Origin of the sequence: Paraferrimonas sedimenticola (assembly GCF_002282855.1) — a bacterium.
Lineage (GTDB): Bacteria > Pseudomonadota > Gammaproteobacteria > Enterobacterales > Shewanellaceae > Paraferrimonas > Paraferrimonas sedimenticola.
In genome coordinates, this window is sequence record NZ_NRIR01000002.1 from 107,318 (window position 1) to 121,713 (window position 14,396).

Sequence of the window (14,396 nt, forward strand, 5' to 3'; positions counted from 1 at the left end):
GCGCTATTTAGTCCGCGGCCTTTTTATTTAGCGACCACTATTGCCAAGGCTAAGAGGAAACTGAGATAATTCGCTGTCGCACAAAAAATAGAGTGGGTACTTGGGCCGGTGTTCTACCGGCGACTTCGAATTACATCGTATTAGAGATTCAGACGTAAAATGGCTGAGAAACGTAATATCTTCCTCGTTGGTCCTATGGGTGCCGGAAAGAGCACCATTGGCCGTCATTTAGCACAGATGCTGCATTTGGAGTTCTTTGACTCCGACCAAGAAATTGAACAACGTACCGGAGCGGATATCGCTTGGGTATTTGACGTTGAAGGCGAAGAGGGCTTTCGCGTCCGTGAAGCTAAAGTCATTGAAGACTTAAGCGAAAAGCAAGGTATTGTCCTAGCCACAGGTGGTGGTTCGGTTGAAAGCAAAGACGTGCGTAATCGCTTGTCTGCCCGTGGTATCGTCGTTTATTTGGAGACTACCATCGACAAGCAAGTGGCGCGCACTCAAAGAGACAAGCGTCGCCCCTTGTTGCAAGTGGACGACCCACGTCAGGTGCTGGTAGACCTGTCGGACAAGCGCAATCCTATGTACGAAGAGATCGCTGATGTGGTGATCCGTACTGACGATCAAAGCGCAAAAGTTGTCGCCCACCAAATCATCGAAAAACTGGGCTTTTAACCCCTCAGGTTGGAGAGACCACCAATGGAACGGATTCGGGTCGAGCTAGGTGAGCGCAGCTACCCTATCTATATTGGTAATCAGGCCTTGTCCGATGGCGAGCTTTTGGCTCGCCATCTTGCCGATCGGCGAATTCTTATCGTTACTAATGAAACCATAGCACCTCTGTACTTAGATGCTTTACAGCAAAAGCTGGCCGGCATTGCCGACAGCGATGCTTTGGTGCTCCCCGACGGTGAACAATACAAATCTCTTCAACAGTTAGAGCGGATTTTTGCTCACCTGCTTGAGCACGAGTACAGCCGGGACAGTTTAATCATTGCCCTTGGCGGCGGCGTTATTGGTGATATGGCTGGGTTTGCAGCCGCGTGCTATCAACGCGGAATCGATTTTGTGCAAATGCCCACTACGCTGCTGTCACAGGTAGACTCGTCTGTGGGCGGTAAGACCGCGGTAAACCATCCCCTGGGCAAGAACATGATTGGTGCTTTTTACCAGCCTCAGGCTGTGTTTATCGGCACCGAAACGCTTTCCACGCTTCCCCCGCGCGAACTCTCTGCTGGGCTTGCCGAGGTGATCAAGTACGGCATTATTTGGGATCTGGCCTTTTTCGAATGGCTAGAAGCCAATGCGGACGCCTTGATGACACTTGAGCCTGGTGCAATTACCTATGCGATTAAACGCTGCTGTGAAATCAAAGCCGAAGTGGTTGCTGCGGATGAAACCGAGCAAGGAGTGCGAGCCCTGCTCAATCTGGGCCATACCTTTGGTCACGCGATAGAAGCAGAAATGGGGTACGGTCAGTGGCTTCACGGTGAAGCCGTGGCGGCGGGCATGGTGCAGGCGGGTTTCGCTGCAAAAGCCAATGGTGACCTTAGCCAAAGCGAGTTAGAGCGCATTATTGCGCTGACACGTCGCTGTGGCTTGCCAGTTCAAGGGCCCGAGAGTATGGCGGCAGAGTCTTATCTACCGCACATGCGTCGGGATAAGAAATCTCAGCAGGGCAAGATTCGATTGGTACTGCCCAAAGGCTTGGGTAGCGCCGAATTGGTCAACGACGTGCCCGCAAATCAGATTATTCAAGCGATAGCGGAGTCTCAGGCCTTATGATGACGGCGGGTGAAAGCTTACTGCCAAGTCAAAGCGATATACTGTCGCGCCTGCTCCACGGTGTTCAGTATTGCAACGAAGCGCTGCTCCTGGTTGGCCCACAAGGCTCAGGCAAGTCGCTGATTGCGACCCAGTTGCTGGAGTCTTGCGAGCACTATAATCAGGCTTTCGTGCGTTGCCCCGAATACATGGGCGCCGCTGAACTTCGTCAAAAGATCATTCTTCAGCTGTTTGCCTCGGCGATGTTCGATGATGAACGCCCGCTGGCTGAAACATTAGTTGAACTACTCGGCGATGCTTCTGGCACGGCCTTGCTGGTCATAGATGATGCCCAGCACTTGCCGATTGAACTGCAACTTGAGTTGATAGAAGCGGCGCGATTGAGCGAGCGCGGCGTGGGGATCCGCCTAGTCATGGTCAGTGACACGCGCGGCCATCAGGCGTTAATGTCAGCGCTGCCTGAACACTTGACCGGATGGTGTCTGTCGATGAGCGTTCAAGCATTGAACCATGCAGAGCGCCAGCAATTGTTCTTTGGGCTTTACGCTCGCACTGGACGCACCCCAGAATTCTCTCGCGAGCAAGCCAAGCAAAAATTGGCCAGCCTTCCCGGAGTAGCAGCAGATGTGGTGGAACTGGTGCAAACCGCCATTCATACTCCTGCGGCTATCGCGCAAAACAAAGGTAAGTTGGCCTTAGGCTTAGGTGCTGCAGCTGCCACTGTTGTTTTGGCATTGCTAGGCGCGGGTTGGTTTTTACAACAAGACGCTAAGCCAGAGTCTGATGTAGTGTCGGTTGAAGCGGCCAAGCCTGCCTCTCGCCAAGAAATCGCTATTGAGACTTTTTCTGAAGAGACTTTTTCAGAAGATAGCCCGGTTGCGGTGGAAGTGGTCGAAGCGCCTGAGCCAGAGCTTGGAGACGACTCTTGGATTGTGATTAGCGAACCAGAAGTCAGTCCAGCCGAGCCAGAACAACAGGCGATTGTTTCGCAATCTAGCCAGTTAGCCGCCGCTGAGGGGGAAGCTGTTGCAGCTACAAGCCCAGGCGAGCCTATGTCTGCGCAAACTACTGCACAGCAAGATGCGATAGCCGCTTCGATCGAGCTAGAGCAACCGAGTGAGGCAGGGGTAGCGGTTGAGGAAAAAACCGTAGTAGCTGAGGTAAAACCGGCCCCAGCCACTTCGACCCCAGTCAAATCGAGCTCTGCTGACGATTCTCAACAGGCCCAATCAATACCAGTACAAGGCTACACCATTCAGCTGGCGGTGGTTGGAAAGGCCAGTTCACTTGGGCCAATTTTGAAAAAATTACCGCATGCAGACCAGAGCTATTTGTTGGCTCAGGGGGAGCGCTTGGTGCTGACCTATGGCCGTTTTGATAGCAAAGAATTAGCGAACACCACTGCCGCTGAGTTAAACCTCAAGTCAGGTACTTGGGTGCGCCCTTGGTCTGCCTATCAAGGCGCTAAACTCGCGGATGCCGCCGCAAGACAGTGATGAATCAACGCGGCGTTAGCGCCCCAATAGATAACAGCGATCAATGACAACAAAAACAAGAGCGTTTCTAAAATGGGCCGGCGGCAAGTACAAGCTTTCCGAAGCTATCTGTGAGCGACTTCCCCAAGGAGAGCGGCTGGTTGAGCCCTTTGTTGGCGCTGGCTCTGTGTTTTTGAACAGTGATTTCAAGCGCTATCTGCTTTGCGATATCAACTCCGATTTGATTGATTTGTACCAGTGCTTGCAGCATCGACCCCAGGAGTACATTAAGCGCGCCCAGGCGCTATTTACTCCCAAGTACAATGACAAGCAGGTGTACTTGGATATGCGTGCTGAGTTCAATCAAACCACTGAGCCCTTTGAACGTGCTGTGATGTTTTTGTACCTCAACCGCCACGGCTACAATGGCCTGTGCCGCTACAACAAGAAAGGTGGCTTTAACGTACCTTTCGGTAGCTATAAAAAACCGTATTTCCCAGAGAAAGAGTTGCTGGCGTTTGCGGCCAAAGCCCATTTGGCGGAATTCCGCTGCGTTTCCTATCAGCAAGGTTTTGATATGGTTGATAAAGGGGATGTGGTGTATTGCGATCCACCCTATGCGCCCTTGTCTCACACCGCCAACTTCACCAGCTACGCTAGCGCGGGTTTTAGTTTGGATGATCAGGCGCTATTGGCGCGCAGAGCAAGACACTGCGCGGCGAATCAAGGGGTGAGCGTACTTATTAGCAATCACGATACGCCGTTAACGCGGGAGTTGTATCACGGTGCTAAGCTGGACTCGATTCAAGTACAGCGCAATATTAGCCAAAATGGCCGTACTCGCGGCAAAGTGCCAGAGTTGATGGCGCTGTACACGCCAGATAACTAACTCGCCAAAACCCAATCTACCAGTAGCACTAACCCCACTACCATAAGTGCCGCCAGTACAAGGCCGGTAACGATAAAGGGGAGTGGGCTTTGGCGTTGAAAATCGTCGCGTCGATTGGCTTCGCTTTGGACACCAAAAAACGCCGCTAACACGCTTGTTACCGTGCTTAGTAAACGCTTCAAAGATTAAGGCTCAACCGGTTGTGTCGGTGCAATTTCAGGCGCAGGTGCATGCCCGTAGAGCAACTCGAGCAAGTCCATGAAATGCATTTGATTGGATTGAGAGCGGCCTGACACCCAAGCGGTCCAAGACACATCGGCACAGCGATTTTGCGGGTGGCTTGCGGGCAAGCTGGCATCGTGTTGGTTAGGAGTGGAACACACACAGGCGGCACGCGCAGAAACATCACTATAGGTGTATTGGTACCCCATGGTGAGCAGAGCAGCGCAAACGAGCGCCATACTGGCAAATACTGTTCTTCGAAGTGTCACGCGCCATCCTTAGAAGTCCTGTTCCACCGCAGAGTATAGCAGAGCGCCGCTTAAGCCGCCAAATCACGGCCTAAGCGACTGGTTAGCTTAGAAGGCCACGGTGACGCCGACAACGTAAGCGGATTTGGTAACTTCCTGATAGGCCGCGCCAGCAAAGGCGTTGAAGTAATCGTTAATGCTGTAGTCCAACACTAAGCCCAAATTGTATTCGCTGCTATTGCCGCTCTCACGAAAGGTCAGCAAACCGGCGCTGGGCGTTAGGGATAGCTGCTCGGTAAGCCCAAAACCATAGGCGGCTTCAAAATACCAAGTTTCTAGGTGTTGGTCGTAGTGCGCGGCAACCGAACCGTCGTATAGGTCGGCGCCGATCTTGTACTCTGTGGTGTGGCCACCCACGTCGTAATAGTAGTAACGGGTCGCGCTGAGATCGATGCCAAGGTTGTCATTGATTTGAGCGTAGTAGCCGCCCCACCAGTCAATTTCGATTTCAGTTTTGCCGGCTAGGTCGTAGTTACTGCCCCACACTCCAGCGTAAAAGCCCGAACTGTGCTCATAGTCACCACCGAGCTGAAGCGCTGGCTTGTCGTCTGACAAACTGGTGCCACGGAAGATGTAGTTACTGGCCAGAGTCGCATTGGCAGAGAATTGGTGTTGGCTTTCTTGTGCACTGGCGGGTGAGCCGACAACGAGCGCAAGCGCTGCAGCGCTGCCACACAACAAAGATTTCATCATTGTAAGTCCTTTAAATTGGTTTGTTTTAGTCAACACAGGGATTAAAGGACCTGGGGGTATTTCTGATTAAAGCGGGAAACTCGAATTAGCACAAGCTAAACTGGTATGAATTTTATTCAGACTGAATACTCAGTTTCCCCTCGCACTCGTAGCCAGTGCGGCTGATATTCAGTAGAATGTGCGCCAGTTTTAAGCCCCGCCCTAAGGGTACTGAATATGAAAGACTTTCTAATCGCTCCATCCATTCTTTCCGCCGACTTTGCTCGTCTTGGCGAGGAAGTTGATAACGTATTGGCCGCCGGTGCCGATGTGGTTCACTTTGACGTGATGGACAATCACTATGTGCCGAATCTGACGATTGGCCCTATGGTGTGCAAGGCGCTGCGAGATCACGGCATCAAAGCACCCATTGATGTGCATTTAATGGTGAAACCGGTAGATCGAATCATTCCAGACTTTGCCAAAGCGGGCGCGTCGATTATCACCTTCCACCCGGAAGCCAGCGACCATGTTGACCGCAGCTTGCAGCTGATTCGCGATTCTGGCTGTCAGGCGGGCTTGGTACTTAACCCAGCGACCCCTCTGTCTTGCCTAGATTACGTGATGGACAAGTTGGACGTGATTTTGTTGATGTCGGTTAACCCAGGCTTTGGCGGTCAGTCTTTCATTCCGTCGACCTTGGACAAGCTGCGCGAAGTTCGTCGCCGCATCGATGAGAGCCCGTACGACATTCGTCTGGAAATTGATGGTGGTGTTAAGGTTGATAATATCGCTGAGATAAAAGATGCAGGCGCGGACATGTTCGTTGCCGGCTCGGCCATCTTTAATCAAGCGGATTACAAAGCCGTTATCGATGAGATGCGCGCCGAGTTAGCCAAGTAATATGAGTCAGTATCGCGCGATCGGTTTTGATTTGGACGGTACGCTTGTCGATAGCGTGCCTGACATACATGCCGCCACTAACGTGGCGTTGGCGGGCCTAGGTTTGGACTCGGTCAGCGAGGCTCAGGTCCGCGGTTGGATTGGCAATGGCGTACCCATGCTACTCACGCGAGCCTTAACCGCGCAAACGGGTGAGCCGCCAAGTGAGGCCCTGCTGGTCCAAGCTCGGGGCTTATTCGACCCAGCGTATCACGCGGATTTGTGCTCCCATGGCAGTTTATACCCAAACGTCGCCGAGACACTAAAGCAGTTGCAGCAACAGGGCTACTCGATGGCGGTTATTACCAACAAGCCCGAAGCCTTTGTTGAACCGATTTTGACTCACTTTGGCATCGCCCAGTATTTCAGCTTAGTCATAGGCGGAGATACTCTGGCAAAAGCCAAGCCCGACCCAATGCCGATTGAGCATTGCATGGCGCGCTTTGGTGTGAGTACGGTTGACTTTTTGATGGTCGGTGATTCAAAAAATGACATTCTGGCGGCGCAAGCCGCCGGTTGCGCTAGCCTAGGCTTGACCTATGGTTACAACTATGGCGAAGATATAGCCCTTTCCAATCCGACCTTTGTGGCGTCGGACATACAACAGATTTTCGATTTTATTGCACAAGCGGAGTAATACAGACTCATGGCAAAACCCGTGGTATTAAGTGGCGCACAGCCCTCAGGTGAATTAACAATAGGCAACTACATGGGCGCCTTACGCCAGTGGGTGAACATGCAAGATAGCCACGACTGCTTGTATTGCGTGGTCGATTTGCACGCGATTACCGTGCGCCAAGACCCTCAAGCGTTGCGCGACGCCTGTTTGGATACCCTAGCTTTGTACCTAGCTTGTGGCATCGACCCAAACAAGAGCACCATCTTTATGCAGTCGCATGTGCCCCAGCACTCGCAGCTAAGCTGGGTACTCAACTGCTACACCCAGATGGGCGAACTCAATCGCATGACTCAGTTCAAAGACAAGTCCAGCAAGCACGCCAACAACATTAATGCGGGTTTGTTTAGCTACCCGGTGCTAATGGCTGCAGACATCCTTTTGTACCAGGCGGATGAGATTCCGGTGGGTGAAGATCAGAAGCAACACCTGGAGTTGACTCGCGATATCGCCACTCGCTTTAACAACTCTCACGGTGCCACCTTTGTGGTGCCTGAACCTTTTATTCCGCAAAGTGGCGGGCGCATTATGTCGCTGCAAGACCCGACTAAGAAAATGTCTAAGTCCGATGAAAACGCCAATAACCGCATTGGTCTGCTAGAAGATCCGAAAAAGATTGCCAAAAAGATCAAGCGCGCAATGACTGACTCCGATGAGCCGCCAGTGGTGCGTTTTGACATTGCCGAGAAGCCAGGCGTGTCTAATCTGCTGACCTTGCTGTCTGGCGCGACTGGTACTCCGGTGGCGCAACTTGAGCAAGAGTTTGAAGGCAAGATGTACGGTCATTTAAAAACCGCCACCGCTGATGCTGTGGTGGCTATGCTAGAGCCGGTACAAGCCCGCTTCGCCGAGTACCGCGCCGATCAGGCGCTGATGCAGCAAGTGATGAAGCAAGGTGCGGAAAAAGCGCAAGATCGCGCAGAAGCCACTTTGCAGAAAGTCTACGAGAAAGTGGGTTTTGTCATATAAAACTGACCGCCAGCACAGTCACAGAGCCCCGCGAATGCGGGGCTTTTTTATATTGGGCTTTTTGGTGGTGGTGCCTTAGTCACTAGCTTTGAGTATATTCAAACACCTTGACCACCTTGCGAACCCCCGAGGTATTGCGAGCAATTTCTACCGCACGCTCAGCATCGGGTTTAGAGATTAACCCCAGCAAGAAAACCTCGCCATTTTCGGTAATCACTTTGATTCGAGTCACGTCGATCTCTGGGTCGTTCATGATTCGAGATTTCACCTTGGTGGTAATCCAGGTGTCGTTACTGCGGGTGGTAAAGCTGATTGGGTTGCCGATGCGAATCTGGCTGTGGATTCGATCGCTAACCCCTGCTTGCTTGACCGTGGTTATTGCTTTGTCACGCAGCATGGAGTTAGGCGCTTGGCCGATTAACAGCACAGAGCGGTTGATGCTCACGGCACTGATGTTGGTTTGGTTGGCCAAGTCATCGTGTTTGCTCAGCGCGGAAGAGAGTTTGCGCTCGATGTTGGTGTCATCCAGCTGAGTACCAATACTGCGCTCGTCATTGAGCATCATAGCGCCGCCCACAGCGCCAACCATGACAGCGCCAGCACAACCCTGAAGGCCGGCCAACACCAGTCCAACTGCTACTAAGCGTTGCCATTGGTTCATGCAGTGATACTCCTACTGAGTCTCGTCTTGAGGGAATAGGGTACGGTCGATGCTGTCGCACATGCAGTGAATGGCCAACAGGTGCACTTCTTGAATGCGAGCGGTGCGAGTGGACGGCACGCGCACTTCAACGTCAGATTCGCTTAAGAAGCCAGCCATAGCCCCACCGTCTTTGCCGGTAAGGGCAACGATAGTCATATCGCGACCTAATGCCGCTTCCATCGCCTTAATCACGTTGTTTGAGTTACCACTGGTAGAGATCGCTAGCAGAATGTCACCCGGTTGGCCCAAAGCGCGAACCTGCTTGGAGAAGACTTCATCGTAGCTGTAGTCGTTGGCAATAGAGGTCAGGGTAGATGAGTCCGTGGTCAGCGCGATTGCCGGCAAACTTGGGCGCTCGGTTTCAAAGCGGTTGAGTAGCTCTGAAGAGAAGTGCTGCGCGTCACCGGCAGAACCGCCGTTACCACAAGTCAGGATTTTGTTACCGTTGAGCAGACAGCTAACCATCATCATGGACGCCTTTTCTAGCGCCTCAGGTAGCGCTTCGCTGGCGTCGATTTTGGTTTGAATGGATTCTTTAAAACTCTCTTTAATTCGCTCTAACATGGGATTCCTTCGTTTTCTAGGGCGGCAGCCATTGGTCAGCCCGCCAAAATATTCTTAATCCAGTTCACTTGCTCGCCCTGAATGGCGACTAAATCAATGCGGGCATCGACGTTTAGCTGGTGGCGTTGCAAGTAGGCCTCTGCGGCTCGTTGTAATCTGTATGCCTGTTGTGGTCGCAACGCTTCAAGCGCGCCGCCGTAACTGTCATCTCGTCGGTATTTTACTTCGACAAACACCCAGGTGTTTTGTTCGCGCATCACCAAGTCAATCTCGCCTACAGCAAATCTCACATTGGCGCTTTCAAAGGTCAAGCCTCTTGCGGTCAAATAGCAACATGCGATTTGTTCGGCGGCTTGACCTCTGTGCTTCATGGGTTGCGAACGCGACCGCTTTTCAATTTACCCCAACTCAAGTCTCGCTGGATCACGCCTGTTTCATCGGCGCTAAGTGCACCAGATTGGCCCTGTACCTGATAGCCGGGAAAGGCACGCATTTGCGCCAGTTTATCAATCATTGCCGCGGCATCGTAGCCCATCACGAACAATCTTTGCTGCGTCAGCGACCATTGCGGCCACAGCGACTCGACTCGCTGCTTCATTGGCGTGGCCTGTAATAGCCAAGGCATGTCACTGAACATCAAGCCATCTAACTCGCGCGGATAACGGCCTTTTACTGGTTTGATGTGACTGCGGCTTGCGGCATAGACGGGGATGGGCTCGGCAAACACACTGATGTTGACGTCGATAAAAGGTTTCACCAACTTCACTTGCGCAGCGGAAGCAATCAAGTAAATGCCATCCACGTCGCGACGTGAGCGAAAGTCGGCTTTTATCTTTGAATTGCCATGCTCTTTGATGGCGGCAATTCGCGCCTGGCTTGCATCCACTTCGAGGGCGCTGCGCACGCCCTTTTGCATTTCTTTACCGTCGACATAGGCCGATAAATCGATTTCTTCGTCGCTAAGTTCTAACCAACGCTCGGCGAAGGCCTTGGCCATGCGCTGTGATAAGGCAGTTTGGGCGTGCAGCGCGAGTGGACGACGAATGCCTTGTTTGTACATGTAGTCAGCGGCTTTTTGCGCTTCTTGCACCGGCGACAAGGCGAAATAGAAGGTGTCACTGTGATTGATGGGTTGATCCGGCAGATTCAACATCAGTTGGGGCACGCTTGATTCGGTTTGGCTCAATTGCTCGACTTGGGCCTTGCGCAGCGGACCTATGACGAAATCGGCACCTTCGCTAAGGGCGAGCTGTCGGGCTTGCTCGGCAGACTCACTTGAGTCGTAGAATTTAAGCTCGGGCGCGTTGGGGTTTTCCATGGTACGACTAACGATGCCGTAACGCAGGGCCTCGGCTTGCGCGGCAAGGTTGCCGGAAAGAGGCAGTAACACCGCCACTTGCTTGGGTTGATACGCTTTCGTATTGAAGGCTTGTTGCAAACTTGGCGGCAGTGGTTTGGCACCTGGGTGGTTGGGGTAGGCACCTTGCCAGCGAGTTAGTTGTCCGCTTAGCTGACTGGGGTCTACTGCGTAGTGCTTGACCAAATACGCCAAGGCTAACCAACCATTAAATACCCAGTCTTCCTGTGGCGATTGAAAGTCTTTTACCGTTTGCTCGGACAGTGGGCGTAATTTGCGCCAGATGCGGTCGTTCAGGCTGGCTCTTTGTTCATCGGATACCAGTGCTGACAAACTGCTTAGTGCGCGCAGTTCATTAATGCTCTGTTGCAGGTCTTGATATATCTCGGCCTGTAATTGCAGCTGTTGCACCGATTGCCAGCGCGGTAAGGTCATGCCCTCAGTCGCGTTTAGTGCCGCCAGTGCGCTGGTGTCATTGCCTTGAGTGCGCTTTAATCGCGCGTTTAAATACGCCAGTTGAGCACTAAGCTCCACCGAGTCCAGTGGCTTGCTCGACAATTGACGCAATAGGTTGCTGGCCGAGTTGACTTTGCCTTGGGTTAGGTAAGCATCGGCGGCAAGCAACAAGTTGGCGTATTGGTTATATGGCGTGTCTGCGTCTGCGGCTCGCTGTATATACACCTCGGCGCTTTGGTCAAGCTGGCGCAGGTTCACCGGTGCATCTTCGGCTGGCTGAGTGGTTTTGGGATCGCTGGCACAACCGGAGAGCAGCAACAGGGCCGCCAGACACAGGCTGGATAAATAACTGGCGCTCAGTCGCAGAGGGCTTTTGGTCACAGTGTTTTACTCTGGTAAGATTGCTGCTCAATAGTTTACCGCCCCAAAACCGCTTGTAAATGGCGCCGAGAAGAAAGCCTATGAAACTCACCCCTTGTTTGTACATTGTGGCCACACCCATTGGTCAATTTGACGATCTTTCTCCAAGAGCGGTGGAAATTCTCAACTCGGTTGACTGGATTGCCTGTGAAGATACTCGTCACTCTGGTCATCTTTTTGCCCATCACCAAATTAAGACTCGCACGACAGCCATTCACGACCACAATGAGCGACAACGGGCGCAATGGCTTATCGAACAGCTAGAGCAGGGCAAAAGCTGCGCTTTGGTCAGTGATGCGGGAACGCCATTGATATCTGACCCTGGTTATCACCTAGTCAAGCAAGTGCGCGCGGCGGGATACAAGGTCAGCGCGATCCCTGGTGCCTGTGCGGCAATTGCGGCGCTGTCGGCCTCAGGTTTACCGTCCGATCGCTTCAGTTTTGAGGGATTTCTTCCCAGCAAAGAGAAAGCGCGCTTGGACAAACTAGCGGCCCTAGCGCAAGACCCTCGTACTTTGATGTTTTACGAGTCACCACGGCGGGTGCTGAATTCTCTGGAGAGTTTGGCGCAGGCCTTTGGCGGGGATCGAGAAATGGTACTGGCCCGCGAGCTCACCAAGACTTTTGAAACCTATTTGCACGGCAGTATCGACGACATCATTGAGCGGGTGAGCAATGACCCGGATCAGCAAAAAGGCGAGATTGTATTGTTGGTACGAGGTTACGACAGTGCCAGTAAGGACGAACTACCTGCCGACGCGCTAGCGACATTGGCCTTGTTGCAAACTGAGTTACCTCTGAAAAAAGCTGCAGCGATAGCCGCGCAAATTCACGGCGTGAAGAAAAACGCTCTGTACAAGCACGCGATTGCCGAAGCCCAAGCTCAGCAATAGCCGCTAGCGCCCTTGGGAGGGTTAGGCTATAATCGCCGCCCCGGAGCTGGCCGGACAGTCGCTGCGCTCGCAAGAGCGGGGAGGAAAGTCCGGGCTTCACAGGACAGGGTGCCAGGTAACGCCTGGGCGGCGCAAGCCGACGACCAGTGCAGCAGAGAGTATACCGCCGATGGCTTTTTTAAAAAGCACAGGTAAGGGTGAAAGGGTGCGGTAAGAGCGCACCGCGCGGCTAGCAATAGTCCGTGGCACGGTAAACTCCACCCGAAGCAAGACCAAATAGGCCCCCTAATGGCGTGGTCCGCGTTGGGGGCGGGTAGGTTGCTTGAGCCGTAGAGCGATTTACGGCCTAGACGAATGGCTGTCACCCTCTTTGAGGGCATACAGAACCCGGCTTACAGGCCAGCTCCGGTCTTTTCTTTTACTGCGTTTATTACGCTGTGTGATTTTTGCGCGTTTTAGCCTAGATTTATCAGTCAACTTTTTGAACCGCGACGGCTTTTTGACCTTTGTAACTATTAGTTCACAGCTTGCCCATTCAGGTGTTGACCCATGCTCAATCTTTTGCTGAACTGATGCTCCACGGCGCGGTTTGTAGAATGCGCCCGATGACAAAAATACAGGCGTTCAAATAAACATGAGTGACCACGAGCAGCAGTTGCTGCATCAGATACGCTCGATTCTAAAGCACGAAGAACAAATCTTGGGTCGACAGCAAGTGCTGTTGCAACTCAAACAAGCCATTTTGGACGAAGTGGACATCGGCCAGATGGTCGATCTAGTCGCTTCTGATCCGGCTCTTGCCGCCAATTTGATTTGGCGCGGCAATTTGGTGCTGCGTTCCTGGAGCCCCACCAAGAAGCTACGTTCCCTAAAAGAAGCGCTGATTCGCCTTGGCCAGGTGAATATCTATCGCTATGCGTTTTCTTTCTACCTCAAGTCTAACCTAGAAGGCTTGGCAGCGCCCTATGACAAGCTGGCCAAGGGGTATTGGGCGTTGAACGAAAGCATCGCTGCAGAAGCGGTAGACGCTCTTGAGGCGCTCGGCGATAGCGATATCTCTCCGGACGAAGTTCAGACATTGGGTCTGTTCAGTTTGTTCGGTCAAATCATGACCCTTTCGGCCGCTTCTGTGCTGTCGCGTCGTACTGGCGAGACTGTGCCACCGGCGGCACTGAAAAAAATTATCGACAATCACCAGCAGCAATTGACCCTTTTGGCTCTGTCTTCGGTGGGTTTAGACGCCGATTTGCAGATCGAATTGCTTATCGCATTTGACCAAATGCCTGCCACAGTCGCCCAAAGCCCGGGTGTGGTACTTAAGCCTATCTTGCGTAAAAAAGGCATTCGATAACCCACATCTTGGGGTTCAGCCCCTTTTTCGATCAAAATCACCGGATCCCATAACAGGGATCCGATTGATTTTTGGGACCAAACACCACTTTCTACCACTTACCTCACATTTCCCTAAACATAGGTCTAGGCCGCATGCTGATGGGGTTTAGTTTCTATTTTGCTCACTTGACAAGCATTGCAACCGCTACCTAAACTAAGCAATGTGGGGAAAAGTGGTATTTTGTGGATCAACGATCTGAAAAGGGAATTCGCTTGTTTAGTGGCGCGAGTAATTTACAGATCGATGGCAAAGGACGGCTGGCAATGCCGACGCGCTATCGAGCTAGACTGCAACAGCAATGTTGCGGTCGCTTCGTGTGCACGGTGGATTTTGAATCTCGTTGTCTGTTGTTATACCCCGAAGATCAATGGCAGATCATTGCCGAAAAACTGATGAGCTTATCTGATACGCAACCCTTAGAGCGGGCGATGAAGCGCTTGCTGCTGGGCCATGCGCAAGAGTGCGCGATGGACAAAAATGGTCGATTATTAATACCGGCCAGTTTGCGTGGCTACGCCAGCCTAGACAAGGCCGCTGTGCTCATCGGTCAGCTGAATAAGTTTGAGTTGTGGAATGAGCAGGCGTGGCAGCAGCAGCTGGACGACAGCATGCAAGCATTGCAAGACGCCGATCTCTCTTCGTCCCCTAGACTGCAAGATTTCGCCTTATAGG

17 protein-coding genes and 1 other RNA gene are annotated in these 14,396 nt (G+C 52.5%); 11 read left to right on the forward strand and 7 right to left on the reverse strand.

Translation table 11 applies throughout. The features are described from left to right. The first annotated feature begins 159 nt into the window (after positions 1 to 159). From aroK to CLC93_RS03880, 4 genes are read left to right on the forward strand one after another with little or no spacing between them, the layout of a single operon-like run. Complete coding sequence (aroK, locus tag CLC93_RS03865) at positions 160 to 675, forward strand: shikimate kinase AroK (RefSeq protein WP_095504637.1); 516 nt, start codon at positions 160 to 162, stop codon at positions 673 to 675. A 24-nt stretch (positions 676 to 699) separates the two neighbouring features. Continuing rightward, complete coding sequence (aroB, locus tag CLC93_RS03870; RefSeq protein WP_095504638.1) at positions 700 to 1,785, forward strand: 3-dehydroquinate synthase; 1,086 nt, start codon at positions 700 to 702, stop codon at positions 1,783 to 1,785. Continuing rightward, positions 1,782 to 3,281, forward strand: a complete 1,500-nt coding sequence (locus CLC93_RS03875) for an AAA family ATPase (RefSeq protein WP_095504639.1) — start codon at positions 1,782 to 1,784, stop codon at positions 3,279 to 3,281. Before aroB ends, CLC93_RS03875 begins: the two co-directional genes overlap by 4 nt. 43 nt (positions 3,282 to 3,324) lie before the next feature. After that, positions 3,325 to 4,149, forward strand: a complete 825-nt coding sequence (locus CLC93_RS03880) for a Dam family site-specific DNA-(adenine-N6)-methyltransferase (RefSeq protein ID WP_095504640.1) — start codon at positions 3,325 to 3,327, stop codon at positions 4,147 to 4,149. On the opposite strand, the gene CLC93_RS03885 is transcribed toward CLC93_RS03880, so the two are convergent. From CLC93_RS03885 to CLC93_RS03895, 3 genes are all read right to left on the reverse strand, one after another. After that, positions 4,146 to 4,331, reverse strand: a complete 186-nt coding sequence (locus tag CLC93_RS03885) for a DUF2970 domain-containing protein (RefSeq protein WP_095504641.1) — start codon at positions 4,329 to 4,331, stop codon at positions 4,146 to 4,148. The genes CLC93_RS03880 and CLC93_RS03885 overlap by 4 nt on opposite strands. 3 nt (positions 4,332 to 4,334) lie before the next feature. Then, a complete protein-coding gene (locus CLC93_RS03890) occupies positions 4,335 to 4,640 on the reverse strand; it encodes a hypothetical protein (RefSeq protein WP_245837078.1) in 306 nt (101 codons plus the stop codon). A gap of 87 nt (positions 4,641 to 4,727) precedes the next feature. Further along, positions 4,728 to 5,372 carry a TorF family putative porin gene (locus CLC93_RS03895; protein ID WP_095504643.1) on the reverse strand — a complete coding sequence of 215 codons (645 nt, stop codon included), beginning with the start codon at positions 5,370 to 5,372 and terminating at the stop codon, positions 4,728 to 4,730. Positions 5,373 to 5,588: 216 nt separating this feature from the next. On the opposite strand from CLC93_RS03895, the gene rpe reads away from it, so the two are divergent. Genes rpe through trpS form a run of 3 tightly spaced genes read left to right on the forward strand, consistent with a single transcriptional unit; the run spans position 5,589 to position 7,938 of the window. After that, complete coding sequence (rpe, locus tag CLC93_RS03900; RefSeq protein WP_095504644.1) at positions 5,589 to 6,254, forward strand: ribulose-phosphate 3-epimerase; 666 nt, start codon at positions 5,589 to 5,591, stop codon at positions 6,252 to 6,254. 1 nt (position 6,255) lies between these two features. Then, a complete protein-coding gene (locus CLC93_RS03905; RefSeq protein WP_095504645.1) occupies positions 6,256 to 6,930 on the forward strand; it encodes a phosphoglycolate phosphatase in 675 nt (224 codons plus the stop codon). Positions 6,931 to 6,939: 9 nt separating this feature from the next. Further along, on the forward strand, positions 6,940 to 7,938 hold the full coding sequence (trpS, locus tag CLC93_RS03910) for a tryptophan--tRNA ligase (protein ID WP_095504646.1): 999 nt from the start codon (positions 6,940 to 6,942) through the stop codon (positions 7,936 to 7,938). Between the two features lie 82 nt (positions 7,939 to 8,020). Here the strand turns inward: trpS and dolP are convergent, their stop codons facing one another. From dolP to CLC93_RS03930, 4 genes are read right to left on the reverse strand one after another with little or no spacing between them, the layout of a single operon-like run. Further along, positions 8,021 to 8,599: a division/outer membrane stress-associated lipid-binding lipoprotein gene (gene dolP, locus CLC93_RS03915; protein WP_095504647.1), complete on the reverse strand. Its 579-nt coding sequence runs from the start codon at positions 8,597 to 8,599 to the stop codon at positions 8,021 to 8,023. A 12-nt stretch (positions 8,600 to 8,611) separates the two neighbouring features. Further along, on the reverse strand, positions 8,612 to 9,205 hold the full coding sequence (locus CLC93_RS03920; RefSeq protein ID WP_095504648.1) for a phosphoheptose isomerase: 594 nt from the start codon (positions 9,203 to 9,205) through the stop codon (positions 8,612 to 8,614). 35 nt (positions 9,206 to 9,240) lie between these two features. Further along, positions 9,241 to 9,576: a YraN family protein gene (locus CLC93_RS03925; RefSeq protein ID WP_095504649.1), complete on the reverse strand. Its 336-nt coding sequence runs from the start codon at positions 9,574 to 9,576 to the stop codon at positions 9,241 to 9,243. After that, a complete protein-coding gene (locus CLC93_RS03930) occupies positions 9,573 to 11,399 on the reverse strand; it encodes a penicillin-binding protein activator (RefSeq protein WP_095504650.1) in 1,827 nt (608 codons plus the stop codon). The genes CLC93_RS03925 and CLC93_RS03930 overlap by 4 nt, the downstream gene beginning before the upstream one ends. A gap of 80 nt (positions 11,400 to 11,479) precedes the next feature. Between CLC93_RS03930 and rsmI the strand changes: the two genes are divergently transcribed. The 4 genes from rsmI to mraZ all read left to right on the forward strand — a co-directional run bounded on the left by rsmI (position 11,480) and on the right by mraZ (position 14,395). After that, on the forward strand, positions 11,480 to 12,331 hold the full coding sequence (rsmI, locus tag CLC93_RS03935; RefSeq protein ID WP_095504651.1) for a 16S rRNA (cytidine(1402)-2'-O)-methyltransferase: 852 nt from the start codon (positions 11,480 to 11,482) through the stop codon (positions 12,329 to 12,331). Between the two features lie 42 nt (positions 12,332 to 12,373). After that, an RNA gene (gene rnpB, locus CLC93_RS03940) (RNase P RNA component class A) lies at positions 12,374 to 12,742 on the forward strand. Positions 12,743 to 12,965: 223 nt separating this feature from the next. After that, positions 12,966 to 13,682: an HDOD domain-containing protein gene (locus CLC93_RS03945; RefSeq protein ID WP_095504652.1), complete on the forward strand. Its 717-nt coding sequence runs from the start codon at positions 12,966 to 12,968 to the stop codon at positions 13,680 to 13,682. A 254-nt stretch (positions 13,683 to 13,936) separates the two neighbouring features. After that, on the forward strand, positions 13,937 to 14,395 hold the full coding sequence (gene mraZ, locus CLC93_RS03950) for a division/cell wall cluster transcriptional repressor MraZ (RefSeq protein ID WP_095505012.1): 459 nt from the start codon (positions 13,937 to 13,939) through the stop codon (positions 14,393 to 14,395). The last annotated feature ends 1 nt before the right edge of the window (position 14,396 follow it).